General features: G+C 62.3%; 24 protein-coding genes. 13 read left to right on the top strand and 11 right to left on the bottom strand.

Annotated features, from left to right (window positions below):
- Positions 1-15: 15 nt before the first annotated feature.
- From LDH74_RS10845 to LDH74_RS10835, 3 genes are all read left to right on the top strand, one after another.
- The gene (locus LDH74_RS10845) at positions 16-1,485 is read left to right on the top strand and encodes an endo-1,4-beta-xylanase (RefSeq protein ID WP_226038749.1); all 1,470 of its coding nucleotides are present in this window, start codon (positions 16-18) and stop codon (positions 1,483-1,485) included.
- 286 nt (positions 1,486-1,771) lie between these two features.
- Positions 1,772-2,455: a PIG-L family deacetylase gene (locus LDH74_RS10840; protein ID WP_226038748.1), complete on the top strand. Its 684-nt coding sequence runs from the start codon at positions 1,772-1,774 to the stop codon at positions 2,453-2,455.
- A gap of 111 nt (positions 2,456-2,566) precedes the next feature.
- Positions 2,567-3,622, top strand: a complete 1,056-nt coding sequence (locus LDH74_RS10835; RefSeq protein ID WP_226038747.1) for a WbqC family protein — start codon at positions 2,567-2,569, stop codon at positions 3,620-3,622.
- A 92-nt stretch (positions 3,623-3,714) separates the two neighbouring features.
- On the opposite strand, the gene LDH74_RS10830 is transcribed toward LDH74_RS10835, so the two are convergent.
- Positions 3,715-5,565 carry a glycosyl hydrolase family 18 protein gene (locus tag LDH74_RS10830; RefSeq protein ID WP_226038746.1) on the bottom strand — a complete coding sequence of 617 codons (1,851 nt, stop codon included), beginning with the start codon at positions 5,563-5,565 and terminating at the stop codon, positions 3,715-3,717.
- 445 nt (positions 5,566-6,010) lie between these two features.
- On the bottom strand, positions 6,011-7,513 hold the full coding sequence (locus LDH74_RS10825) for a hypothetical protein (RefSeq protein WP_226038745.1): 1,503 nt from the start codon (positions 7,511-7,513) through the stop codon (positions 6,011-6,013).
- Between the two features lie 745 nt (positions 7,514-8,258).
- Between LDH74_RS10825 and LDH74_RS10820 the strand changes: the two genes are divergently transcribed.
- A complete protein-coding gene (locus LDH74_RS10820) occupies positions 8,259-8,705 on the top strand; it encodes a hypothetical protein (RefSeq protein ID WP_226038744.1) in 447 nt (148 codons plus the stop codon).
- A gap of 168 nt (positions 8,706-8,873) precedes the next feature.
- Here the strand turns inward: LDH74_RS10820 and larC are convergent, their stop codons facing one another.
- Complete coding sequence (gene larC, locus LDH74_RS10815; protein WP_226038743.1) at positions 8,874-10,178, bottom strand: nickel pincer cofactor biosynthesis protein LarC; 1,305 nt, start codon at positions 10,176-10,178, stop codon at positions 8,874-8,876.
- A 209-nt stretch (positions 10,179-10,387) separates the two neighbouring features.
- Here larC and LDH74_RS10810 point away from each other — a divergent pair, with 209 nt between their 5' ends.
- Positions 10,388-12,616 (top strand): CDC48 family AAA ATPase, encoded by a 2,229-nt coding sequence (locus LDH74_RS10810; RefSeq protein ID WP_226038742.1) that lies wholly within the window; start codon positions 10,388-10,390, stop codon positions 12,614-12,616.
- Between the two features lie 146 nt (positions 12,617-12,762).
- Here the strand turns inward: LDH74_RS10810 and LDH74_RS10805 are convergent, their stop codons facing one another.
- The gene (locus LDH74_RS10805; protein WP_226038741.1) at positions 12,763-13,842 is read right to left on the bottom strand and encodes a DUF87 domain-containing protein; all 1,080 of its coding nucleotides are present in this window, start codon (positions 13,840-13,842) and stop codon (positions 12,763-12,765) included.
- 74 nt (positions 13,843-13,916) lie between these two features.
- On the opposite strand from LDH74_RS10805, the gene LDH74_RS10800 reads away from it, so the two are divergent.
- The 4 genes from LDH74_RS10800 to LDH74_RS10785 are packed head-to-tail and all read left to right on the top strand — an operon-like array spanning position 13,917 to position 17,006.
- Complete coding sequence (locus tag LDH74_RS10800; protein WP_226038740.1) at positions 13,917-14,432, top strand: hypothetical protein; 516 nt, start codon at positions 13,917-13,919, stop codon at positions 14,430-14,432.
- Between the two features lie 34 nt (positions 14,433-14,466).
- Entirely contained in the window at positions 14,467-15,549 is a 1,083-nt protein-coding gene (locus LDH74_RS10795) for a hypothetical protein (protein WP_226038739.1), read from the top strand.
- Positions 15,550-15,567: 18 nt separating this feature from the next.
- On the top strand, positions 15,568-15,849 hold the full coding sequence (locus tag LDH74_RS10790) for a hypothetical protein (protein WP_226038738.1): 282 nt from the start codon (positions 15,568-15,570) through the stop codon (positions 15,847-15,849).
- Complete coding sequence (locus LDH74_RS10785; protein WP_226038737.1) at positions 15,846-17,006, top strand: hypothetical protein; 1,161 nt, start codon at positions 15,846-15,848, stop codon at positions 17,004-17,006. The genes LDH74_RS10790 and LDH74_RS10785 overlap by 4 nt, the downstream gene beginning before the upstream one ends.
- Before the next feature lie 42 nt (positions 17,007-17,048).
- On the opposite strand, the gene LDH74_RS10780 is transcribed toward LDH74_RS10785, so the two are convergent.
- A complete protein-coding gene (locus LDH74_RS10780) occupies positions 17,049-19,283 on the bottom strand; it encodes an AAA family ATPase (RefSeq protein WP_226038736.1) in 2,235 nt (744 codons plus the stop codon).
- Between the two features lie 77 nt (positions 19,284-19,360).
- Positions 19,361-19,996: a helix-turn-helix domain-containing protein gene (locus LDH74_RS10775; RefSeq protein ID WP_226038735.1), complete on the bottom strand. Its 636-nt coding sequence runs from the start codon at positions 19,994-19,996 to the stop codon at positions 19,361-19,363.
- 87 nt (positions 19,997-20,083) lie between these two features.
- Between LDH74_RS10775 and LDH74_RS10770 the strand changes: the two genes are divergently transcribed.
- On the top strand, positions 20,084-20,983 hold the full coding sequence (locus LDH74_RS10770) for a ribonucleotide-diphosphate reductase subunit beta (RefSeq protein WP_226038734.1): 900 nt from the start codon (positions 20,084-20,086) through the stop codon (positions 20,981-20,983).
- 192 nt (positions 20,984-21,175) lie between these two features.
- The gene (locus LDH74_RS26465) at positions 21,176-21,310 is read left to right on the top strand and encodes a hypothetical protein (protein WP_255680739.1); all 135 of its coding nucleotides are present in this window, start codon (positions 21,176-21,178) and stop codon (positions 21,308-21,310) included.
- A gap of 21 nt (positions 21,311-21,331) precedes the next feature.
- Here LDH74_RS26465 and LDH74_RS10765 read toward each other — a convergent pair whose 3' ends face one another.
- Positions 21,332-21,577, bottom strand: coding sequence for a hypothetical protein (locus LDH74_RS10765; RefSeq protein WP_226038733.1), 246 nt, complete (start codon positions 21,575-21,577; stop codon positions 21,332-21,334).
- The gene (locus tag LDH74_RS10760) at positions 21,577-22,008 is read right to left on the bottom strand and encodes a DUF5796 family protein (RefSeq protein WP_226038732.1); all 432 of its coding nucleotides are present in this window, start codon (positions 22,006-22,008) and stop codon (positions 21,577-21,579) included. The genes LDH74_RS10765 and LDH74_RS10760 overlap by 1 nt, the downstream gene beginning before the upstream one ends.
- 132 nt (positions 22,009-22,140) lie before the next feature.
- On the opposite strand from LDH74_RS10760, the gene LDH74_RS10755 reads away from it, so the two are divergent.
- A complete protein-coding gene (locus LDH74_RS10755) occupies positions 22,141-23,013 on the top strand; it encodes a shikimate kinase (RefSeq protein WP_226038731.1) in 873 nt (290 codons plus the stop codon).
- Positions 23,010-23,387, top strand: a complete 378-nt coding sequence (locus tag LDH74_RS10750) for a chorismate mutase (RefSeq protein ID WP_226038730.1) — start codon at positions 23,010-23,012, stop codon at positions 23,385-23,387. The genes LDH74_RS10755 and LDH74_RS10750 overlap by 4 nt, the downstream gene beginning before the upstream one ends.
- A 61-nt stretch (positions 23,388-23,448) precedes the next feature.
- Here the strand turns inward: LDH74_RS10750 and LDH74_RS10745 are convergent, their stop codons facing one another.
- From LDH74_RS10745 to LDH74_RS10735, 3 genes are read right to left on the bottom strand one after another with little or no spacing between them, the layout of a single operon-like run.
- Positions 23,449-24,570, bottom strand: a complete 1,122-nt coding sequence (locus LDH74_RS10745; RefSeq protein ID WP_226038729.1) for a tyrosine-type recombinase/integrase — start codon at positions 24,568-24,570, stop codon at positions 23,449-23,451.
- Positions 24,570-25,085 carry a hypothetical protein gene (locus LDH74_RS10740; RefSeq protein ID WP_226038728.1) on the bottom strand — a complete coding sequence of 172 codons (516 nt, stop codon included), beginning with the start codon at positions 25,083-25,085 and terminating at the stop codon, positions 24,570-24,572. The genes LDH74_RS10745 and LDH74_RS10740 overlap by 1 nt, the downstream gene beginning before the upstream one ends.
- Positions 25,082-25,531: a hypothetical protein gene (locus tag LDH74_RS10735; RefSeq protein WP_226038727.1), complete on the bottom strand. Its 450-nt coding sequence runs from the start codon at positions 25,529-25,531 to the stop codon at positions 25,082-25,084. Before LDH74_RS10735 ends, LDH74_RS10740 begins: the two co-directional genes overlap by 4 nt.
- Positions 25,532-25,569 lie beyond the last annotated feature (38 nt).

The raw sequence follows: 25,569 nt of genomic DNA, 5'->3' as shown, positions 1-25,569 counted from the left end.
CGGAGGCGATGGGTAGTGACGGACGGTGACGATACCGATCGAGACGTGCTCGGGACCAGCGGTGAAACCGACGGCGCCCCCGACCGGGTTTCCAGACGCGCTATTCTCGAGGGACTGGGTCTCGGCGGACTGACGGTCACCGCCGGCTGTGCGATTCGCCAGCGGGGAAACGAACACCGCGGCGATAACGGAACGGTAGCAGGAGGTCCCAATGGGGAAGCGGGTGACGCGAGTGCCGACTCGTCCTGGGAAACAGCGGCAGACAAGCGGATCCGACGACATCGAACCGCGCCGCTCGAGGTCGTCGTCGCCGACGAACGGGGGGATCCGATCGCGGACGCACGCGTGGCGGTCGAGATGCAACGCCACGCTTTCGGGTTCGGAACCGCAGTCAACGCAGCGCATCTGGTCGAGGAAACCGATCCCGGTGACGAGTATCGAACGGCGATCACGGACCTGTTCAATAAGGCCGTTCTGGAGAACCGTCACAAGTGGAATTTCTGGGAAATACCGTCCCATCGGAAGTCCGCGGAAACCGCGACCTGGTGGCTTCTCGATCGGGGACTCGAATTACGGGGGCACACCTGTATCTGGCAACGGCGAAACCAGGGTGCGATCCCGGACGACGTCCTTCAGGCGATGAACTCGGGCGACGGCGCATACATCGAATCGCGTAGCGACGAGCACGTCTCGGACATCGTCGGTACCCATAGCGGAGCCGAGAACGTCACCGAGTGGGACGTGTTGAACGAGCCCGTGGAATTCCACGAGATGACCGACCTCATCGATCCGGACGCGCCGTCCACCCGCGCTCCGAAGATCGTCGACTGGTATCGAATCGCGGCGGATGCCGATCCCGATGCCCGTCTCTACGTCAACGAATACGAAATTCTCGTCGGAGACAACGACGAACAACGGGACGCTCTCGAAGCGATCGTCACCTACGCACGGGAAAACAATGCGCCGCTCGAGGGGATCGGTATGCAGGGTCATCACTGGAGGGAAGAGCAGCGACGATCGCCCTCGGAATTGCTCTCGACCCTCGACCGATTCGCCGAGCTCGTTCCGTCGATTCAAATAACCGAATACGACGCGTGGGGGACGGAGTGGACGGAAGATCGCGAGGCGGAATACCTCTACGAGTTCCTGAAGACGGTGTTCAGTCATCCAGTCGTTGACGGCTTTACGATGTGGGGGTTCTGGGACGCGATCCACTGGCAGAATAATGCCCCACTGTTTCGAGAGGATTGGTCGCGAAAGCCGGCCTACGACGTGTATACTGGGTTGGTATTCGATCAGTGGTGGACGCAGGAATCGGGACGAACGGGGTCCGATGGGCGGTTCAGTACCAGCGGATTCCTGGGTGACTACGAGATAACGGCGACTGCCAACGGCGACAGAAAAACGACGTCCGTGACGCTCGATGATCCGACAGCGAGCGAAACTGTCAGGATCCAATTCGAGTCGGAATCATCCTCGCCTTAAAGAGCGAGGCGTTCTCCGTTACGCCGTGCTGTTCCGACTGCGGGAGACGGTCGAACGTCGCTTCTCGAGTCGCACGCGTGACGAGCCATTCATGTTCCCCCGTTCTACGCGAGTTCGACCTGAGGAATTGAGCTGAGGGAACGGACTCCTATCCGTTATCGGATGTCAAGGAATACCATGTTTCCGAGCACGACTGCGATCGTTTCCACCAGAGGTGCGAGTAATTCCGTCGCTATGGGTCGAAACCATCACATGGTTCATTGCGATCGGTCTCTCTCCATGAAAGATGCGTGTGCTCTGTGTGGCCGCACATCCGGACGACGAACTGATCGGTGTCGGTGGGACTCTTATCAAGCACGTCGACGACGGCGACGAGGTTGAGGTGCTGATACTCAGTGACGGCGTCATGGCCCGGTACGAAATGGAGACGGGCGCCGCCAGGGAGCGGCAAGAAGAACGGAGAAGCCGCGCGCGGACGATCGGAGATTTGCTCGGTTTTCAAGGTGTTACTCTCCTCGATTACTGGGGAAACCAACTCGATGACGAGGCGCTCATCGACGTGATTCGGGACATCGAGTCGAAACTCGAATCGTTCCGGCCCGACGTAATCTACACACATCACTACGGAGATCTCAACGTCGATCACCAGATTGCTGCTCGCGCCGTGCGTACCGCGGCGCGCCCGCTCGCCGGGTCGAACGTTAACCGCATTCTCTCGTTCGAGTCGCTGTCGTCCACGGAATGGGCGATCCCCACGGCGGACACTGCATTCCAACCGACGGTGTTCGTCGATATCGACGAATATTTGGACCGAAAGATGGACGCACTTTCGGTTTACGAGGACGAGATCGAGGATTCCCCGCATCCGCGAAGCACCCGAAGCATTCGGAACAACAGCTACCTCTGGGGGGAGAAAGCTGGATTATACGCCGCCGAGCCCTTCGAGTTACTGCTGGAGCGGAGACGGTAGTTCGAAATAGCCGCTTATTCCCCGCTAAAACCGTATTAGATGTATCTGGACGGCGTTTATCGGGTAAACGAGTGTGAGAATATATCTGGTTAGTCTCGAAAGAACCTCCCCATGAGTAGAACGGTTACAGCGTATCAGCCGCACTATTACCCCCGGCTCCATTACTTCGCACGGATAAAACAGGCGGATATTTTTGTTATCTACGACGACGTAGAATTCTCCCGGCGGTCTCGCCAACACAGAACGCCGATCGATCTTTCCGACAAGGGTTGGCTCACGATACCCGTTCGCCATACTAGTAGCGACGTTCGAATCGACGAGGCCCGCATCGATATGTCGGAGCCGTGGCCCGTTGACCACGTCAAGACGCTTCGCCGAGAGTACGGAGCGGCAGTGGACGAGTTTCGGCCCTTCTACGAACGCCTCTGTGCTGACTTCGTCGAAATTGAAACACTCAGACGGTGTCGTGACGAGATCGCTCGATACGCAGAGCGGGACCTCGTAAACGAATGCCTGCGGCTGAACGACGAGTTGCGAGCCCGTCGACGCGAGTATCAGTTACCCGAACTTCGGGAACGGAAGACGCGTCTCGCGGACCGCATCACCAAGAGAAGGCACGCGGACCCGACCGCCGATATCGACGACCTGGTCGCAGAGAGTAAAGCGGTCCAGACGAAATTAGTCGAGGCGGAAGCCGCCTGTCGATCGCTCCGGGAACGGTGCAACAGGACACTCGTTACACTCGCCGCGTCGCTCCCTGCTGAGAGAGATATCGCCGATGTCTCTATGGCTCGCCTCTGGAACCTCGACGGCGTCGACCCCGGTGAACTCATGGCCGACGTGAGACTCGTCGATCTCACCGTTCCGCTGCTGAACGAATTGCTCTCCCGATTGGATATCGAGTCGACGGTCGTCCGTTCCAGCCAGCTTCCGGTCACCCATCCCGGCGATCCGTCGGCGTACCTGGCTCGTCTGACCGACTATCTCGGTGGTGACAACTATCTCACGGGAGGGGTCGGATACGAGAATTATCTCGACGAAACTCCGTTCGAGAAACGCGGACAGACCGTCTGCGTTCAGGACTGGACACCGACCTGGAAGGACGGAAACGTCTGTGCGCTCGATATCCTCTACGATACTGAACAACCAGGTGCAGTCCTCGCCTGACTCACATCGGTACCCCGCCTTCGAGGACGCCGTACCGAACGGGAGACGTCGCCGCGAGCGCGACGTCGTAATCGCTCGGTGTTTCGTTACACTTACCGGTCGTTGAGGGTATTACTGATCTCGTCGATAAGCACCTCTTCGCGGTCACCGTAGAATTCCCAGAACATCATGCCACCGTACCCGTTTTCTACGACGTACTCGACTTTGTTGGCGATCGATTTGGGGTTTTCGTAGGTGATGAAGACGTTGTCGCGAGCGGAATAGACGTACGGAACTTTCGCCTCGTCGTCCCAGTATTGTTCGTACGAAGAGTCCGACTCGAGTAGCTCCGAGACGTACTGATAGTCGGTAGCCCCGGATTCGCTCCAGCCGACGTCGGCAGCGCCGTCGAACGACTGATAGAGGCCGTTATTCTGGTCCGGGACGCCGTCGAAGCCCCACCCGAAGAAGGCTGCGCCGAAGACCAGCTTGTCTTTCGGCATCCCCTCGTCTACCCAGCCCTGCATACCGGCAGCGGCGTTGAATCGATCCGGCGACGGATCGTCGGATGCGGAGAAGAGCTTACTGTTGTGGTTCGTCTGCGAGTCCCACGTTCCAGTGTAGTCGTAGTTCATGACACTCACGTAGTCGACTTGGGCAGCGATTCCCGGCACGTCGAGCGCGGCGGTTTTGTGCGGGTCCGTCGCGCCGGCGATACTCAGTTCGTACTCCCGACCGTCTGCTTGCTCTGCCGCATCGAGTTCCTGACGGACCGCTTCCAGAAGCAGTACGTAGTTCTCGGGATCGTCGGGACGTTCACTGTTGTCCGCGGCGCCACCGCCGTCGGGGTACTCCCAGTCGATATCGACGCCGTCGAAATCATACTTCTGCATCAGGTCGACCGACGTTTCGGCAAACCGTTCACGGTTCTCCTGAGTCGCTGCGGCGTCGGAGAAGTGAGTCGATAACGACCAGCCGCCGATCGACAACTGCATCGTCGTGTTCGGATGCTGCGCTTTCAGATCGCGGAACTCGGCCAGGTTCTGTGGGTCTGCGCTCGCGTCGCCGTAGCTCACCGTCCCGTCGGCTTCGACATCCATGAACGCGTAGTTCATGTGGGTCACCTTGTCGAGCGGAACGTCACTCGGCGTGTAGTTGCGGTCGTAAACCGACCAGCTCGTGTAATATCCGACGATACGCATGTCTTCGGATGACTCTCCTGTCTCCGTACGATTGGGTTGCTCGCCACTGGTGTCCGTTTGAGTATCCGTCTCGTCGGTCTGATCGGTGTCGTTGGTGTCGGATGATTCGTCAGTTCCGTCGGTTTCGGTACCGTCCTGTGACCGGTCGGTATCGCTCGTTTCGTCGACGGTCTCAGTATCGTTGGCGCCAGGATCCGAGACGCGTTCCCAGACGCGGGCGTTGTCAGGGGTGTCGCCTTGGCTCCACCACTGAGCTTCCCAGATCTGCTCGTTCCAGACGACCCGGTCACCGTGACGGTAGACTTCGGTTTCGTCCCACGTCTCGTACTCCGACTCGAGCGCGGTTTCGTTGTCCGTCTCGGCTGTCGAATCGGTGTCGCTGTTGGTCCCGCTATCTGTGTTCGTCTCGTCTCCCGGACCTGAGACAACAACCGTCACCGTAGTAGTGTCCGTAGCGCCAGTGTTGTCAGTTACGGTTAACGAGATAGTATGGTTCCCGGGTTCGCTAAATCGGTGGGTTTGCCACCAACCGCGCTTCGTCGCCCCATCGTCGAACGACCACTCGAGATCGGTCACCCACGTGTTCGTCGTTTCGGGTTCGGCCATAAAGCCGACTCGTTCGCCGGTTTCAATCGTATCATCGCGCACGGAGAAGTCGGCTGTTAGGCCACTTTCCGTCGCTGCTGAGACTGCTGCACCGCCAAACAGCGACGTTATCAGTAACGCGGTGATGCCGATAGTAGCAGAACGGTTCAGTTCCATCTGTAATTCCGACCTCCTCGGCCGAATATATATGATATATTATTATTTCTCATAATACAATCTCGACACAGTGTCGTGAGTAATACTGTATTTCCGAATACCACACCCGAACCGATTCAAGCACGTGGTCATAAATCTTCTTTTAACTGAAACACTTCTAAGCAAAATAGTCATAAATTCATATATGTAATATTTCTAGCCAAGATGCGGTTTTGGCGTCCACGGCAGCTGATTACCCGATAACATCGGGACGTAATACGATATTACTCCCGAATTCGCTAGGCTATTCGATCGATCTTCGATCACGAAGCCGGCTCTCCGACGCGACAGTCAAGGTCGTCAAGTCGTTCGTCGGCGAGAGTGGTTACGGCCGATTGTCGGGAAGGCAAAAGAAACGGGAACTGCAGTCACGCCGGTCGAAAATCGACCGTGTGACGGAGTCCAGTTACGCTTCGACCCACGTGTTCGTCGCCGCGACGGACGTGAGCTGGATGTTTTCGTTCTCCTGCATGGAGATCTGCGAGCTACCGGCACTGCCACCGTCTTCAGCGAGTGCGACGGAGGTGTGCTGCTCGTTCAGGTTCTCCTGCGTGACGAACTGGTGCTGTTCGATCGCTGCGCTCGCCGTTTGATCGACGTCGTTCGTCTGCGTCGCGTTGGCGGCGTAATCGTACGACATGCCGGGGTTGGCGGAGCCGGAGTTACCGTCCACGGTGACCGTCGTACTCGAGGTGCGGGCGACCTCGTCGGAGACGTAGCCCGGACTCGCGTAGACGTTGAGCGCGTCGGCGTAGCCGATCTGCGCGTTGTAGTTCTGCTGGTACGCCATCTGGATGGCGACGGCCTCGCTGCCGTTCTGTGCGATGGCCATGGCGCTGTTTTGCAGGTTGATGTTGCGCTGTTCGACGCCCTGCTCCTGGGCCACGCCGGCGGTCGCCGTCTGCTCGGCACCGTCGTCGCTGCCCTTCTTGTCGGGCTTTTTCGTCTCGGTTTCGGTCGAGAGGACGTCGCTGCCGACGTCGCCCGCGGTCGCGACGTTCATCCCGACTGACGACGCCAGCAGGTTCGAGGCGTCGGCGCTGCCGAGTTGGGTGTTGAGGTTGCTCTGATCGGTGAACTGGATCGCGGTCGCGGTGCTGCCCTCGCCGACGGCGATGGCGACGGCACCGCGCTGTTCGTTCAGGTTCGCCTGTTCGACGTCCTGTTGCTGCGTGAGCAACGCGTCGGCGCTCTGGTCGGCGCTCGGACCGTGATCGCCGCTCTTGTCCTTCTTGTGACCGAAGTCACCGTTACCGAGGTAGACGTTCGACGCGTTTGCGACGCCTTCCTGCAGGTTCTCGTTGCGCTGGTAGGATTGCTGGAGCGCGGTCGCGTCGCTGTCGTCAACCGCCAGCGCGAACGCGGTGCTCTGGTTGTTGTAGTTGACCTGTGCGACCTCCTGTGACTGCGTCACGGCGGCGAGAGCCTCCTGAGTGACCGTCTCGTCGTCACCCTTCTTGTCTTTGACTCCCCAGCCGTCGAACTGCTGGTCGCCACCGTCGCCGATGATGATGTTGACGTCACCGACGTTTTCGAACTGCGTTTCCGCGCTCTGGAGGCGGTCCTCGGCGGTCGCGGACCCGCGCTGTTCGTTGTCGTTGTACTGGTTCGCTTCCTGGACGGCGGTCGCTTCGCCGCCGTCGATCGAGATCGACACCGCGGAGCCTTGCTCGTTGATGTTGACCTGATCGACGTCCTGATACTGGATGACCTCGGCCGCGGTGTCGGCCGAGCCGCTCGCGTGCTGGTCGACGTACTCCTCGAGCGATTGATCGCCGAGGTCGGCACCGAAGACCAGGTAGAGCTCCTCCCCGTCCTCGAGCGCGTGTACGGTCCCGTTCTCGAGGTCGCCGTCACCGCCCGCCGTGGCCGCCGGGACGCCGGCTGCCATCATGGACAGGGCGACCATACAGGACAGAAGGAGTGTCGTAGCTTGTGATCGTCTCGTCGTGTCGTTTGTCATTGATCGTTTGATTTGCTTCGTGAGTGTCTTTCGTTTCTGAGTCTCTACGACGCAAACCACCATTCCGTGATGACCACCTTTGTTATCGATAGGTTGGAGCTCGGTTGCATCGGGATATAATTGGGAAGCTGATACCTTATAGCCGGTAATCAGTGGCTTCGACCGGAGAACGGTGTGCCGAAGCGGTCTCGAGGCAAGCACGGTTCGGTTCGCACGGTCGATCGGGGGACTGGACGGTGATTCGTGCGGTCAGCACGGGCACCTCGTCCCGCCGCTGTGAACCGTTTTTCCGATGACAGGCTGCTATTACCGACTGACATTTCCAGTCGATTATCTGACTCGACCGACATTTCGGGGACGGCGGTTCCGAATATCGTCCTCGAAACGACCGGAAATTGGAGATGTAGTGTCGCTGTAACGAGGTCAAATTCCTCCCAAATTCGGATAAAAACCATCACACTGTGATAGGGGAAGACAACACAGGTCCCAACGCGCGGATTCGGGACGAAACCGTTTGCCGGGTTCAAATGGGTCTCTGTAAACAGTAGCGACTGGGCAACGCGCCACAGCGGGAGAACCGGGAGGTGTCGGCGCTACGCGCGGCGAGCGACAGCGCCGTCACACGTGATAGCTGACTTCCGTTGTGGTCCACACGCGTGCTGCCCGATGACGAATACGGTGACCGAAATCAATGAAACGCGCAATCACACTCGCACTGACGGTAGCACTAATCGGCGGGCTCATGTTCACAGCCGCCGCAGGAACAGCAGCCGCACAGGAGGCCGACTCCGAAGCTGAATCCGAGGTCGAAGTCGAAGACGTGAACCAGACTTCGTCCGCGGAGACTAACATCGACGTCGATCAGGAGAACGAAAACGAGCAGACGCAGGTCGCTACGTCTTACAGCAGCTCAGACAAGAGCTACGCTGAGACGAACGCGGCTCAGCAGCAAGACGTCGACCAGAGTAACAACGCCAACGTCGAGGACACCACCACGGTCTCCTCGAACGAAATCGACGCCGAGTCCGAAGCCGAGTCCGAAGCCGAGGCCAGTGACGACGACGAAGGTCTTCTCGGCGATGATATCAGTAATATCATCGACAGCCTCTTCGGAGGCCTCTTCGGTAACAGTACGTAATCCGTTTAATTACGACGCTTTTCATTTTTTGCGTCGCGTCCAGTTGACCACTGCCGAGAGAGTTGAAAAGTTAGATACCCCGAGCCGTCGGGCAAAGTAGCCGATCTGTCCGTAAATGGAATCAGACCACTCTTGGCCGAGTCAATTGAGATCGACCGCGATTCGGGATCAGGATCCATCGATTGACGAATCGGCTGCTCGTTCGGCTCTGTGAAGCACGCTTCGGATCGCTATCCCCGCCTCTCGAGCAACCGCCATCGCATCATCGTACTCCGCACTCACGTCGTACACCTCACCATCGGAATCACTCGCGATCTTCACGGTGACCTCGTACTCGTCGCCGTCGATCTCGAGCGTCACGGTCTCGAACTCTCGGTTCGCGATCCACCGATGCGTCACACCCGCGTCACGGACGCCGAGCGTTCCCGTCTCTTCGGCCAGCGCTCGAGCGACGCGCTCCCGATCCGCGGGCTTGCAGATGACCTTCACGAGGTGGCCAGGACGGGACTTCTTCATCGTCGCGGGGAGGATCGACACGTCTCGAGCGCCCGCGTCCGCGAGGGTCTCCTGGAGCCCGCCCAGCACTTCGGGCGTCGCGTCGTCGAGATTCGTCTCGAGGACCGCGATATCGTCTTTCGCGAGTTCGCCACGCCCTTCGCCGGAGCCGACCAGCACCCGAAGGACGTTCGGATGCGGATCGAGATCGTAGCCGCCCGTGCCGTAGCCCGACGCCTCGAGTTCGAGCGCGGGCAGCGCGTCGATCCCGTCGGCGACGTGGCCCAGGATCGCCGCGCCGGTGGGCGTGAGCAACTCGGCGTCGACCGGACCGCCGCGCAGCGACCAGTCGGCCCGTTCGGCGATCTCGACCACCGCCGGCGTCGGCACGGGGTACTCGCCGTGGCTCATCGACACCGTCCCGCCGCCGGTCGCGAGCGGGGTGGTGACGACCCGCTCGGGCTCGAGGTCGCGGAGCAAGGCCGCGGCACCGACCACGTCAGCGATCGCGTCGTCGGCTCCCACCTCGTGGAAGTGGATCTCCTCGAGTGCCTCGCCGTGGACGCTCGCCTCCGCCTCGCCGAGCAGTTCGAAAATCGCGAGCGCGTCGCGTTCGACCGCCGGCTCGAGGTCCATCTCGGCGACGATCTCGCGGACCTCGAGATAGCTCCGGTGAGGGCCGTGACCCTCGGCGCGAGTGCCGTCGTGGTCGTGCTCGTGACCCGAATCGTCCCGGTCGTGGTGATGATCGGTGTCGTGGTCGTGACCGTCTCCGTCGCTCTCCCCGTCGCTCCTCAGAAACACGTCGACCGTCGTCGCGGCGATGCCGCGCTTCGTCGTCTCGTCGATCCGATACTCCACCTCGAGGGCGTCGGTCACGGGCTCGAGGACGTCGGGGTCGGCACCGGCGTCGAGGAGCGCGGCGAGGATCATGTCGCCGCTCGCGCCCATGCGACCGTCGAAGGCGAGAATTCGCATGCCTACGTTCCGGAGGGGGAGACGCAAAAAGCCACCTGTCCCGGTCGTCGACGGGCTGTCGATACGGCCAAAGCCGACCGGGTCCGGTACATCTTTGTAGCGTCCGGTCGCATCTCACTATGATAGTGACTAGCACAGAGATGTGGGCTAACACAAAACCTATCCGCTCACGAACCGGAGTGAAAGACATCGCCGTCCATCCCTAAACCATGAACGAAGTCCAACTGGAGGTCGCGAAAGCGTACCCGAACGACTCGGGTCGTGGTATCGCCCGACTCGACCCGGACACGCTGTTGCATCTGAAGCTGAGTCCGGGCGACATCATCGAAATCGAGGGTGCAGATACGACTGCCGCGAAGGTCTGGCGTGCGGACCGGCAGGACTGGAACACGGACACCGTCCGTATCGACGGATTCACCCGTCAAAACGCCGACGTCGGTATCGGCGAACGGGTGACGATTCGGAAGGCCGAAGCGACGAAAGCCGACAAGCTCGTGCTCGCACCGCCCGAGGAGGCGTCGGTCCAGTTCGGCTCCGATGCCGCGGGCATGGTGAAACGGCAGATCCTCAAGCGTCCGGTCGTCGGACGTGACATCGTCCCCGTAATGAGCTCGACGAACCATCCGTTCATGCGATCGCCGGGCCAGGCGATCCCACTCATAGCCGTCGAGACCGAACCGGAGGGCGTGGTCCTCATCACCGAAGACACCGACGTCGAACTCCGCGAGGAGCCGATCTCGGGCTTCGAGAAGACCGGAGGCGGGATCACCTACGAGGACATCGGCGGCCTCCAAAACGAGATCCAGCGGGTCAGGGAAATGGTGGAACTCCCGATGAAGCATCCGCAGATCTTCAAGAAACTCGGCATCGAGCCGCCACAGGGCGTGCTCCTGCACGGGCCGCCGGGAACCGGGAAGACCCTGCTCGCCAAGGCCGTCGCCAACGAGACCTCCGCCAGCTTCTTCTCTATCGCTGGCCCGGAGATCATCTCGAAGTACTACGGCGAGTCCGAACAGCAACTCAGGGAGATTTTCGAGGACGCCACCGAGGAGTCGCCGTCGATCATCTTCATCGACGAACTCGACTCCATCGCACCCAAGCGCGAGGACGTCACCGGCGAGGTCGAGCGCCGGGTCGTCGCCCAGCTCCTCACGATGATGGACGGCCTCGAGTCGCGAGGCCAGGTCATCGTCATCGCCGCAACCAACCGCGTCGACTCGGTCGATCCCGCGCTGCGCCGGCCCGGCCGGTTCGACCGCGAGATCGAGATCGGCGTCCCCGACGAGACGGGCCGCGAGGAGATCCTGCAGATCCACACCCGCGGCATGCCCCTCTCGGACGACGTCAGCCTCGGCCACCTCGCCGACGAGACCCACGGCTTCGTCGGTGCTGACATCGAGAGCCTGACCAAGGAGGCGGCGATGAAGGCGCTCCGACGCTACCTTCCCGAGATCGATCTCGACGAGGAGGATATCCCGCCGAGCCTGATCGATCGGATGATCGTCAAGCGGACGGACTTCCGCGGGGCGCTCAACGAGGTCGAACCCTCGGCGATGCGGGAGGTCCTCGTCGAACTCCCGAAGATCTCCTGGGACGACGTCGGCGGCCTGCAGGACGCCAAAGATCAGGTCCAGGAGTCCGTCGAGTGGCCGCTCTCCAATCCCGAGCGGTTCGATCGGCTGGGCGTCGACCCGCCCGCCGGCGTCCTGCTCTACGGCCCGCCGGGGACCGGGAAGACGCTGATGGCGAAGGCCGTCGCCAACGAGACCAACGCGAACTTCATCTCCGTGCGCGGCCCGCAACTGCTCTCGAAGTGGGTCGGCGAATCGGAGAAGGCCATCCGACAGACCTTCCGCAAGGCGCGACAGGTCTCTCCCACGGTCATCTTCTTCGACGAGCTCGACGCGCTCGCACCGGGCCGAGGCGGTGAGGTCGGCTCGAACGTCTCCGAGCGGGTCGTCAACCAGCTGCTGACCGAGCTCGACGGACTCGAGGACATGGAGAACGTGATGGTCATCGGCGCGACCAACCGACCGGACATGATCGACCCCGCACTCCTGCGCTCGGGCCGGTTCGACCGACTGGTCATGATCGGCCAACCCGATGTCGACGGTCGCGAACGCATCCTCGAGATCCACACCGAGGACACGCCGCTGGCCGCCGACGTCACGCTGCGCGAGATCGCCGAGATCACGGACGGCTACGTCGGTAGCGACCTCGAGTCGATCGCTCGCGAGGCGGCCATCGAGGCCCTCCGCGAGGACGAGGAGGCCGACATCGTCGAGATGCGTCACTTCCGACAGGCCATGGAGAACGTCCGGCCGACGATCACCGACGACATCCTCGACTACTACGAGCAGATCGAAGAGGAGTTCCAGGGCGGCACGAGCGGCCCCGATCCGACGGGTCGCCGCGGCAGCCGCATCGGCTTCCAGTAGTCGCGGTCGTCGTCCAGGTTCACCGATGCAGTCGCCGATCGATTTTCGGTTTTCGATTTTTCGGTTTGGCTGGTAGATCGCGTGAGCACTATTGACGGTTCGATCTGGTAGCTGACGATATCCGTCCGCTCGATCGGACCGAATCGTCACTCGGCCCGTTCATTCTTACTGCAGGCCATACTGCCGCTCGCGGTCGGACTCGTTCCCCCGTGCGGGGTGTCTCGAGAGCGAATCCGGGCAGCGTGGATCGTCTCCGTCGCATCGTCGATGACGACGACCTCCCCGGGCGCGTCCGGCAACCGCTCTGTATCGGCCAGCGAGCCGTTCACGTACGTCGGTTGTGCGTGTTCGAGCGCCGCCAGGTCGTCCCGGGCGGTCAGTCGGTGCGCACAGAGGATGTCGGACTGCGAGATGCCGACCTCGGGGACGGCGCTCGGTCGTTGCGTCGCGGCGACCAGACTGACACCGGGCGCACGGCCGCGCGTGAGGATCGTCTCGAGGGCGGGTTCGGCCACGCCGTCGAAGAACGCGTGGGCCTCGTCGAGCAAGAGCCAGGGGAGCCGATCGATCGATTCGCAGACCCGCGCTCGGTACAGCGCCTCCGCGACGCCGCGACAGACGGCGTTCATCGGTGCGGCCGCAAGCTCCGAGACGTCGATGACCGATATCTCCGGACCGCCGAGGGCCGTCGCATCGAGTCCGTCGGGGTCGAAGACGCCCCACGAGTCGGCGAGGCGCAAGTGGTTAGTCGCGGCGCGCACTGCAACGTTCGAAGCGTCTGCGGACGCGACGTGGGCCTGCATGTCTCCGATCGTCGACTCGTCCTGTGCGGCTCGCCAGAGCAGGCTGCCAGCACCGCGTTCCGGCGAGAGGCCGAGCAGTTCACACCACGATCTGGGGTCGAGGGACGCGGCCGTGACGGTCGGTTCGTCGACGACGCTGGCTGGGACTGCCTCGCCGTCGGCCGGTTCCGCCAGCGTGCCGAACGCACCCATCGGATCGACGAGAACGGGCGCGACACCGCGTGATCGAGCCAGGTTTTCCGCGATGACACCCATCGTGTACGACTTCCCGTAGCCGCGTTTGCCGACGAGCAGTATCGCGTGTGGCCCGTCGAGATCGAGGTAGAGGGGCGCGCCGTCGCTGCCGTCGAGCGCCCGGTAGGAACCGAGGTGACCGACGGGGCCATCCTCGCGATCGCCGCCACGACCGAGTACGAAACTCACGGGAGGAACTGCCGCGGCATCGTATTTGAATCCTCGAGCCACCGTTTAAGTGCGAAGCCGCGGCCAAGCGGGGCGTGACTTCGAAACGGACCGACTCGGATTCGACGGATGGGACGAACCGGTCGCGGTCGTCGTTCGCTCGAGACGATCGCGCGATCGAGGGGCTCCCGATTCGGCTGGTGATCGCGCTGGTCGTCGGCGTTGCGGCGCTGGCGATCATGCTGAACATGCTCGGCGGAATCGGCAGCGTGGGCGATACGGAGGTGACCGTGAAAATCGCCGACGACGATCAGGTGATCGATGCGGATTCGACCGGTAGCGATGCGAAAGTGGACGTCTACGCGATGGACGAAAACGGGAACAACGTCTCGGACGCGACCATCGTCGCGACCGCCGACTCCGCCCAGCTAGACGGCGTTCTCGACAAACCAACCGGCGACGACAACCACGCAGAGCTCGATTTCGACGGCTCGCAGAGCCTTCGAGCGGATCAGGACATGGGAACGATCCAGCTCGAGGTGATCCCGCCGTCCGACAGCAACTACATCGACGAACAGCCGAACCCGAGCATCCGGGTCGTCTCTCGATAGCGATGATCGAGACGAACGACGACCGAGACGACCGATGATCGAAACGACGACCGAGCTCATCATCGGTATCGCGTTCGGGCTGGTCGTCGGGATCGGCCCCGCGATCGCCGTCGGATCCGTCGGTGCCGTCCGCAGCGCCCGCGGCTCGAGACTGCCGTTGCCCGCGAGCATCGCGGTCGGCGTGGCGCTTGCCGCCCTCAACGGCTACTTCGTCGGCGTGCTCGAGCCCAGTCTCGTTCGAACACAGCTTCCCCGCCTCGCAACTGGGACGCTCATCGTTGCCATCCTGGCGGTGTACGCAACCAGTCAGGGCGAGCGCGTCGCGTCGGAACTTCCGTTCGGAGCCGGGCGGCCGACCCACCGGAACCGATCGCTTGCTGCCGCGGCTATCGACTCGGTCGATGCGATGGGACAGGTAACGATCCGAACGACCGGGCGAATTCGTGATATCGACGGCTATCCGCCGCTGTCGCCCGACATTCGGAGGGCACTCGAGGCGGACGCGTGGCGATTCCCCGCCGATCTTCCGTTGTCCGCGCTCGAGACGCGGCTCGAGGCCCGACTCCGAACCGAGTACGAACTTGCTGCCGTCGCCGTGTCGATCGACGGGCGCGGCCGGGCAACCGTCGCCGCCGCACCGGACTCCGGCGATATCGCGACGGCAGTACCCGACGGCTGGCGAGCCGTTTCGATTTCGGCGCTCCTTCCGACTGGACTGCGACCGGGTGACGATGTCGCCGTCCACACTCGAGGTGCGTCGGTGACGGGAACCGTTCTGAGCGCCAGTCGACGTGATCAGTCCGGGTACGGACAAGCCGGCGCTTCGCTATCGGACGCACCCTCAGTATCGGGGCCAGCGACCGATTCCGGAGCCGGGTTCAGCGAGGGAGATACGATCGAGAACGGGAGCTATTCAACCGTCGGGGCGACCAACGTGGTCCCGCGCCCGACCGCCGAAACGGTCGGTGGCGACGGCCACGTCACCGTCGCCGTTCCGTCCGCCGATGCCGACTCGCTACTTACTGCTGATCGCGCTCGAATCGTCGTCCCCGCCAGCGGACCGGACGCCGACCGCCAGGCGCTGTTCCGACTCGAGCGAGCGGGCTACTCGGTTTGACGCGTGTCGTTCGGTGCGGTGAGGGAAACCGTCGATACGGGCGACGGAGCGACCGACGATACGATTCGCGTCCTCGCTTCAAACCGCCGCGATTCCGACGCCGACGGCACGGGGCCGACGAGCGTCGATCCGGTTACCGAACAGGAGACGTGGTGTTTCGATCCCGACGTCGCGACGCTCGACGACCGGGACGAGGTGTTCGTCGTCGGGGAACGAACTGCGTTACAGCGGCGGATCGACGATGATCGCGAACCGACGCCGCGTTCGACCGCGATCCCAGCACTGGAGGGTAAATCGTGACTGGAGTCGTCGTCTTGCAGACGGCAGTCACCGAGTGGACCGAAACGGCACTGATCAATATACTCGGGTTCGCACTGATCGCCGGCATCGTCGCGACCACAGTTGCGTTCGGGTATCGGGCCGTGAGTACGCAAGGGGCTCCGGTCGGCGTCGGCGCGTTCGCCGGACTCGCCGTCGTCGCGGGGTGGCTGAACGCCGTCAGTCTCGAGCAGGCGACGATCATCGACGAAACGCCGCTCGTCCACCACGCGACCGCGACGTACGTCCTCGGCGCGGTCGTCGTCAGTGCGGTCGCCGCCGAGATCGGCCGGCGAATCGGTGACGGGATCGCGCGCGATGTCTTTGACATCGACCGGCTGGCGGCCACCGGCGAGATCGCGTCGCTCGTCCGATCGGCGCGGCTCTCGATAGCGATCCAGTTACCCGAACGGATCGACGATGCGGCGGGGTACCCGCCGGTCGATCCGTCGGTCAAACGAGATCTTGCCGGCAGGACGGTGTTGTTCCCCCGGATCAGCGACGAACCGGCACTTCGCTCTCGGCTCGCGGCCCGCCTCGAGCGCGATTACGATCTCGGCCACGTGTCGATCACGATCGGAGCCGACGGGACGGTTGAGCGACTCGCGGTCGGCGACACTCGCTCTCGAATCGGGTCGATGCTACCGGCGGGGACCGTCGCGATGGCGATCCGCGCCGATCCGGCACCGACCGCAAGCGTCGGCGATCCGATCGAGGTCTGGACGTCCGAGGGCTACTCGAGCCGACTCGCGGCGACCGGAACGATACGTGCCACTGCTGGGGATCTGGCGACGATTACAGTTGACGCCGACGCTGCCGATCGGATCGCGTTCGATCCGGGCTCGAGCTATCGACTGACGACGCGATCGGAACCGCCGAACGACGGCGACGCGCTGTGTTCCGCGCTCCGATCCGCCGACGAGACGGTGCGGTCCATCACCGTCGAAGACGGCGGCACTCTCGACAACGTGTTCGTCGGCTGGCTATCGGGGATCGTTCTCGTCGTCGTTCGTGACGGCGAGGTGATCCCGTTTCCGGACGATAACGAGACGCTACGGGATGGCGACGACCTCTCCGTGCTCGGGACGGCCTGTGAACTGGCCTCCCTTCCGCCGAACGAGGCGCGTAGCATGCAGTAACAGTCCGGCTGTGAGTAGCGGTCCGATGGAGTTCGATTCGGTTCACGTTCGGTCGGTCGACTCCCCCGCGGCCTCGAAGTGTCGTCGCTCGATTCGGACCTCGTCGGCCCGCTCGTTGGCCGTTTCGGGGTCTGACTCTGCGGCGACCTCTCGAATCGCCCGCATCGAGGCGTCTCTGACCAGCGCCTCGAGATCCGCGCCGGTGTATCCCTCGAGTTCGGCCGCGAGTTCGTTGACATCGACGTCGTCGGCGAGCGGTTTGCCCTGCGTGTGAACCGCGAGAATCTTCTCGCGGGCGTCCAGATCGGGCTCGCCGACGAAGACGTGGGTGTCGAGGCGACCGGGCCGGAGCAGCGCCGGGTCGATCTGATCTTTGCGGTTAGTCGCGGCCAGGACGACGAGATTGGGGTTTTCCCGCATTCCGTCGAGTTCGGTCAGGAGCTGCGAGACGACGCGCTCGGTGACCTCGTGGCCGTCGCCTCGAGCGGCCGCGATGGCGTCGAGTTCGTCGAAGAAGACGATTGACGGGGCGGACTGGCGGGCGCGTTCGAACACCTCGCGGATCGCCTTCTCCGACTCGCCGACGTATCGATCGATGATTTCGGGGCCGTCGACGCGGACGAAGTTGACGTCGGTCTCGCCCGCCAGTGCGCGCGCGAGCAGCGTTTTCCCGGTTCCGGGCGGGCCGTAGAGCAGGACCCCAGAGGGGGGATCGGTGTTCGTCTCCTCGAACAGTCGGTCGTAGGTCAGCGGCCACTCGACCGACTCCCGGAGCGTTTGCTTCGCCTCGTCGAGGCCGCCGACGTCCGAGAAGTCGGTCGTCGGCGACTCGGCGACGTACTCGCGCATCGCCGATGGTTCGACGGACGCGAGCGCGGCGTCGAAGTGGCGCTTTCGGACGGTCGGATCTCGGTTCCACTCGCGGCGGTCGTCGGTCTCAGTTGGGCGATCGCGGATGGCTGCCATCGCCGCTTCGCTCGCGACGGCGTCGAGATCCGCGCCGACGAAGCCGTGGGTCCGGCGCGCGATCGCGTCGATATCCACGTCGTCGGCCAGCGGCATCCCACGGGTGTGGACCTCGAGGATCTCCCGGCGCCCGGTCTCGTCGGGGACGCCGATCTGAATCTCGCGATCGAAGCGGCCGCCGCGCCGGAGCGCGGGGTCGATCGCGTCGACCCGGTTGGTCGCGCCGATGACGATCACCTCGCCGCGGCCGTCGAGGCCGTCCATCAGCGTCAGTAGCTGGCCGACGATCCGATTTTCGGCGTCTCCGTCGTCGTCGCGCGTGCCGGCGATCGAATCGATCTCGTCGAAGAAGATGATCGTCGGGGCCTCCTCGCGCGCCTTCTCGAACGTCTCTCGGAGCTGTTCTTCCGACTCACCCTTGTACTTCGACATGATCTCCGGCCCGGAGATCGTCTCGAATTCGGCGTCGACCTCGTTGGCGACGGCGCGTGCGATCAGCGTTTTCCCGGTGCCCGGCGGGCCGTACAGCAGGACGCCGGACGGCGGTTCGACGCCGAGGCGTCTGAACAGCTCCGGCTCCGACAGCGGGAGCTCGATCATCTCGCGGACCAGCTCGAGTTCCTCGTCGAGGCCGCCGATGTCCTCGTAGGTGACGCCGGATCCCGGATCGAGTTCGGCCGTTTCGGCCTCGAGTTGGGAGTCGGAACCGGCCGATGCTCCGGCGGATCCGTCCGACTGTCGGCCGCGGCCGGTGGATCCCGTCGTGCTCGAACTCGGAGTGGCGTCCGGTCTCGATTCGAGGTCGGCGAGCCGAACCGTCGTCCCGCTCGTGATTCGAACGTCACCGTCGGGATCCGTGTCGGTGACCCGGAACGGCTGCTGATCGATCCCTTCGATCCGGACCTGCTCCCCCGCACGGACCGGTCGATTGCGGAGTTTCTCCGTCGCGCTGTTTTCGGCGGCCCGTCGCTGACTCTCGGCGAGTCCCGACGGTGCGACGAGCGTCACCCGATCGGCGTCGGCGATGGTCGACTTGTCTTTCGCCCGGACGGTAACCGTGTCACCGACGTGAACGCCGGCGTTCGCTCGGGTATCGCCGTCGACCTGAATGGCGTTGTCGGGGACCGACGGGTCGGCGGGCCACATCTTGGCGACCGTCGATTCCTCGCCCTCGATCACGACGGCGTCGCCGCTGAGAATGCCGAGCTGTCGCCGCACCGGTTCGGGAATTCGCGCGACGCCCCGGCCGGCGTCTCCCTTTTCGGCAGCGCGAACCGACAACGTGACGCCGTCCGATTCCGACGAACTCATACCCGTTCCTTTCGGGCCGGTCGCCTTGAGAATTGTCCCATCGCCGGCCGGCGGAATCGAGACTTTGGCGTCGTTCGCTACAGCGCGTTTTCCAGTAGCTGATCGATCCCGCGACGAAGCCGCTCGGAGGCCGACGGTGCCGAAATCCCCAGTCGATCGCCGATCTCCTCCGTCGATGCCTCTCGCGGGACGTCGAAATAGCCCGCATCGCGGGCTGCGACGAGCGCCTCGTACTGTTCGGTGGTGAGTCCGAACGGCGGATCGTCGCTCGACGATTCCCGAGTGAGCCGCTCGAGTTTGAACGTTCCGCCCCGATCCGTACAGAACGTTCGGTACTCCGCGAGCGCTTCCCTGTCCGGAAACCGCGCTCGGGCCCACCAGCCGTCGACGGTCACGATCCCGCCCAACGGCGTGGTTCCGAGTTCGACGTATTTGCGGTAGATGGGGAGCGGCGGATCTCGGAGCCTGATCCGGTACGTCGATCCGCCGCCCGTCCCGTCTACTGTCGTATGCGTCTCGACGGTGAGATCGTCCTCGAGCGCGGCCCCGAACTCGTCGTCGGCGTCGTCGACCGCTCGGCAGAGGACGACCGGTCGATCGGGATCGTCGACAAGAATTCGGTCGATGTAGACCGTAATCTCCGGGACGGCCGCCACCGCGTTCGTCAGCGGCAGGTCTGGGGAGTTCACCTGAAACTCGGCGATGAGGCCCATATCTCCTTCTTCGACCCGCCCCTACTTAAACACCCTAATACGTGAGATATAGGTTGATCGGACAGCGACGCATCTGTTCGGGTGAGAATGGCCACTAACGAGCCGGCGATGCAACTCGAGACCGGAACCCGGTCGCACAACTACTACCGAAACGCGGTCGAGAAGCACTGGGACCCCCACGAGATCGACCTTGAGGCGGACCGCGAGGGGGCCGCCGAGCTTCCTGACCCCGCGTTCGAGGGGCTCAAGCAGTCGCTCGCGCTGTTCGGTGCGGGCGAGGAGTCGGTGACGGAGGACCTCTCGCCGCTGGCGGTCGTCCTGGAGGACATCGGCGACCAGATGTTCATCACGACGCAGCTCTACGAGGAGTCCAAACACACCGACTTCTTCGATCGCTACTGGCGCGACGTGATCCACACCGAAGAGGAACGCCGCGGGCAGGAGCTCTCGTCGCCGACCGACGAGAAGTGGTTCAACGAGCCCTACGACGAACTGTTCGAGCGCAACGAGCGGGCGATGGCGCTCCTCCTCGAGGAAGACACCCCGGAGAATCGCGCGAAGGCCCACTGTCACTATCACCTGACGATCGAGGGGATTCTGGCCCAGACCGGCTACTACGGACTCACCCTCGCGTACGGTGAGAACGAACCCGAACTCCCCGATCTGCCGGGACTGGTTGAGGGACTCAAACTGATTCGCAGCGACGAGGGACGCCACGTCGGCTTCGGGATGGCGAAACTCAAGGAACTCGTGAGCGAGGGCGACGTCGATCCCGACCTCCTCCGCGAGACGGTCGACGAACTGGTACCGCTCGTCCAGGAGAGCCTGACGAGCGACGACGGGGCTAGCTCCGAGGGGGGCCCCGGTCCGAGTCCCTCCGACCTCGCCGACTACGCGTACACGAAACACGAACAGCGAATGCGCCAGATCACCACCGCGAGCGAGCAGATTCCGGACGTCGAGGAACTGACCGAACTCGACGCCTGACGACGGCGGTTCGCAAGGGCACTGAGGGAGTATCGTAGACGTTCATCGCGTCGGAATACGGGACCGAGAGACACGATCGAGTCGAGAATCACGAAACCCTCTGTTGGTGACGATACTCCCTAACTGTCGTCGCTCGGTCTCGCTGCAGTCACCGGAGAAACGCCTTTTGTCGTTCGTGTTCCATCATCTCCCATGGTAGTCCAGACCGAACGCGACGACACTACCTGGTACGAGTGCGAGACCTGCGGGCTCCTCTTCGACGAGAAGTCGGACGCGACGGAACACGAGTCGCGGTGTGACGGCAGCGATCCGTCCTACATTCAGTAATCCGGCCGCGACCCCGCTCGGTCACTCGAGGCGATCGCGGTGCTCGTCGGCGAGTTCGCTGGCCTGCTCGAGCGTATGGGCTTCGGTCCAGCGGACGCGGTCGGCGTCGCCGTACGCCAGTACGCTCTTGAGTTCGTCCCGGAGGACGCCGTGGTCGACCGCCAGCACCGTTCCCGAGGCGTCGCCGAGTTCGTAGACGCCAGGTCGATCCGGCGCGGCGGCGACCGTCTTTCGCTCGAGGTCGCGCCAGGGTTTCTGCAGCGGCATCAGTCGGTTTCCTCGACGAGTTCGTAGGCGTGTTCGCTCATCTCGTCCTCGGCGAAGACGAAGACGCGGCCGTCGACGACCGAGAGGTCGGCTTCGACGCGAACCGAGTACGCCTCCGTCGCGACTGTCACACCGGGGAACAGTTCCTCCTCGTCGTCGCGCTCGAGCATCACGCGGCCGACGCCGGTCGTCTCGAGGATGTCGTCGTGAGTGTTGCGGTCATTGACGTAGGTCATGACGCCCTCGACGCCGTCGGGGTCGGTGACGAGGACGTGAACTTCCTTCCCCGGCGGCGTCGTCAGCGGTCCGTCGACGGGTTCCGGCGGCCCGTGGTAGAACACCTCTCGACCGTCGTGGTATTCGACGACGACGCCACCGTCGACGAGATCGACGCTGATCGTGGCGGGGGCGACGTTGTTCCGTGCGCTCATGGTCTCCACTTCGGTCGGATCGGGGAAAAACGGTGCGTTCTCCGGTCTCATCGCTTCCCCCAGGAACGGTTCCGCCATCGATCGGTCTCGAGGATCGTTAGCCGTAAGTACGCCTGCTGAGAGTGTCCGAGTATGGATGGCCGCGCTGTCGCCCCCGCAGCCGGAACGGTACTCAACGCGCTCGCGACCGGCACCGGGTCGGCGTTCGCGATCGACCTCGAGACGACCGCAACCGTCGAACTCACCGAAGACGACGATGTCGTCGGCGAGGTCGCCGGCCAGCCCGAGGCCGACACGACGCTCGTCGAGCGCTGTGCCGCGATGACGATCGTCGAGTACGCCGAGCGGGCCGGGCTGGACGACTCGACGGTCGGTGCTCGAGTCCACACCGAGAGCGAGGTGCCGATGGCCTCCGGGCTAAAGAGTTCCAGCGCCGCGGCCAACGCGACGGTGCTCGCGACGTTGGACGCCCTCGAGGTCGCGGATTCGGTCGAACGGATCGAGGCCTGCCGCCTCGGCGTTCGGGCCGCCCGCGACGCCGGCGTGACGGTCACGGGCGCGTTCGATGACGCCAGCGCGAGCATGCTCGGCGGCGTGACGGTGACTGACAACACGGCCGACGCGCTGCTTGCTCGCGAGGAGGTCGACTGGCACGCACTGGTCTACACGCCGCCCGAACAGTCCTACAGCGCCGACGCCGACGTCTCGGCCTGCGAGCACGTTGCCCCGATGGCCCGACTCGTCGAAGAACTCGCGCTCGACGGCCGCTACGGTGAGGCGATGACCGTCAACGGCTTCGCGTTCTGTGGCGCACTCGAGTTCTCGACCGAGCCGATAATCGACGCCTTGCCCGAGGTAACCGGCGTCTCGCTGTCCGGAACCGGACCGAGTTACGTCGCCATCGGCGAGCGGGCGACGCTCGAGGCGCTCCGGGACAGGTGGGACGAGCACGACGGAACGACACGATTACTGCGGACGCGAACGGACGGAACACGAACGATATGACTCGAGAGCACACTGACACGGTGACGGATGGCGGAATCGACGAGGAGGATCGCACGCCCGAAGAGATGGACCTCGACGAACTGCGCGAGGAGATCCGGACGATCGATCAGGAAATCGTCGAACTGATCGCTCAACGAACTTACGTCGCGGACACGATCGCTGCGGTCAAGGACGAACAGGGGCTGCCGACGACCGACGAGAAACAGGAACAACAGGTCATGGAGCGGGCCGGCGACAACGCCGAGCAGTTCGACGTCGATGCGAATCTGGTGAAGGCTATCTTCCGGCTGCTGATCGAACTGAACAAGGTGTCTCAACGACGTAACAGGGAGAAATCGCAAGACAGCGACCAAATCCGAGACTACAACAAGTGAAATAAAATCTTCCTTTAAGTAGGGTTTAAGTCAGCAAAAACCAGACCGGTAATACAGCGCCTTAGACGTACAGCTGGTACATCTTTTCGTACAACTCTTCAATATCCTCGTAGTACGTGTGCACATAGTGATCGAGGGCGTCATGATCCTTGCCAACGCTCTTGTCTGTCTTGTCCCCGCGCATATACTTGACAAGCTCACGATTCACGCCATTCAAATCTGTCTTCCAGTACGTACCGAACCGATGTCGAGCGAAGTGCGGTGTCACCGACCGGAACTGATCATCCTCATCAAACTCGTATTCAGGCCACCAGTACTTCGTCCAAATATACCGGATATCCGTCCGATTCAACTGCTCGCCCTTATGCGTCATGAACACCCACTCATCACCAGTATCCGGACGCACCAATAGCCAATCAATCAACAACTTCCGAGACTCCACATCCAGCGGCAACACCGTCGGACGTGCCCGCTTATTCAACTCCCGATTGTGCGGGATGACTACTGCATTCGGGCGTCCCTCAAGCATTTCGTGAGACCCCATCATCGGGTAGTACTCGAGCACGTCCGGGTGATCAATATGGATTTCAGACAGCTTGATATTCGCTAATTCGCTCGAACGGCATCCGAGTTTCAGCTGAAGCCCGACGATTGCCCGGTCAGCAACATCTTCGATACCTTGCACAATTTCTCGAACCTTATCGAGTGACACTCGTGGGGGTTTCTTCTTTTGATATTCCGGTTTAGCATCATCTTTCAAATACCGCTCTTCCGTTGCAGCTGCAATCGGATTGTACTCGGATTCGTGCGGGAAATTCGCAACTTGCCACCATTTGTAAGCGTTCTCAAGCCGCTCCACTTTCTTGCGCACGGTACTCGGTTTGTTCCCCTGTTCAAGCCAATAGTCGATGAAGCGGAGGACATGGAACTTGTGCGGGCAAGCGGGGTGACGACCTTCTCCCTCCATGTGCTCTCTCCATTGGCGGAACGTCCGCCTGTAATGTCCAACCGTTTCATCGACGTTGTTAGTTGCCTTCTCCTGAATTTTCTGAACATACTCTTCCAACGGGTCGATCATCCCGTCTTCCTCGATTTCCAAGAACATCGACTCCTCTTCAGCCAGCGGGTCGTTTTCGATGCCAAACTTCTCTTGTCGTATCTGCGCAGGGTCTTTGTCGGTCATTAATAACTCTCGGGGAGCCTGGTGCTGATTCGATCACGCCAGGCAGCGTGTGCCGCTCCACCAAACAGAACGGCCATGATTGTCGGATTGTACTGGTGTGGATACGCAGTACTGTACCGCAGGTATTCGAACAGTCGGCACAACGGACGGAACCGGGTCTGGTGTAGCGTCGAATCGCTAGCCGCTTCCGAGCGCTGTTCAACAAGATGATCCTCGATATCCGAAGGGTCGGGGCAGAGACGTTGAACACCGTGTTGCTCACAATACGTAGTCCATTCTCGCCACGCCTTGCCGTACTGGTACTTCCTGGTCGACTCCGTCCAGTCCTCACCGTACTCCTCACAGAACTCACTCCAGGCTTTGTCAGCATCCAGATCGTGCGCGCACTGTTGCAGGCGGCGACGGTGAGGGACGTCGTCGATTGATTTCCACACGCCCAGCCATGCACGGGCATCCTGTTCGACGAGGTCTCCGTCGTGATAACCAGAATCGATGTCGTAATGCGGGTTGATCACTCCGAATTGCCTCCGGTGTTGTCGCCAGCGTAGTACCGGCCTTCAGCGTCAATTCGTAACTCAGCACCTTCCATTTGCGTCAGCAGACGCGTCACACGACCGTTCGTCGAGTTCACCATCTTCTGGATGATTTCGTCTCGCTCAGCTCCAGGGTTGTCTTCGACGTGCTCGATGATGCCGGAACGCTCTGTCACAGACAGTTGACGCTCGAGTTTATTGTTACGTTCTCGGCTGTCGCGTAATGCGTCTCGGAGGTCGTTGCATTGCTGGCGCAGTTCTGCGCGGTCTTTGTCCGGTTCAACAGCCGTTCTATCGAACTTTTTCCTTCCCGCACGCACCATCATTGCAACGTACTTGCTGATCGATGCTCCCATCGCATCGGCTTCGTCGCGCCAATCCTCGTACTCCGTTTCCGGGATGTGCGCGGCAACGTGCTTCTTTCCCATGTGTTGTCTCTATACAACGCCATCAAACTCCGGTGTAA

Source organism: Natrinema sp. DC36 (genome assembly GCF_020405225.1).
GTDB lineage: Archaea > Halobacteriota > Halobacteria > Halobacteriales > Natrialbaceae > Natrinema.
The sequence above is the reverse complement of the archived record's forward strand: the minus strand, read 5'-3'. Positions and strand labels throughout refer to the sequence as shown.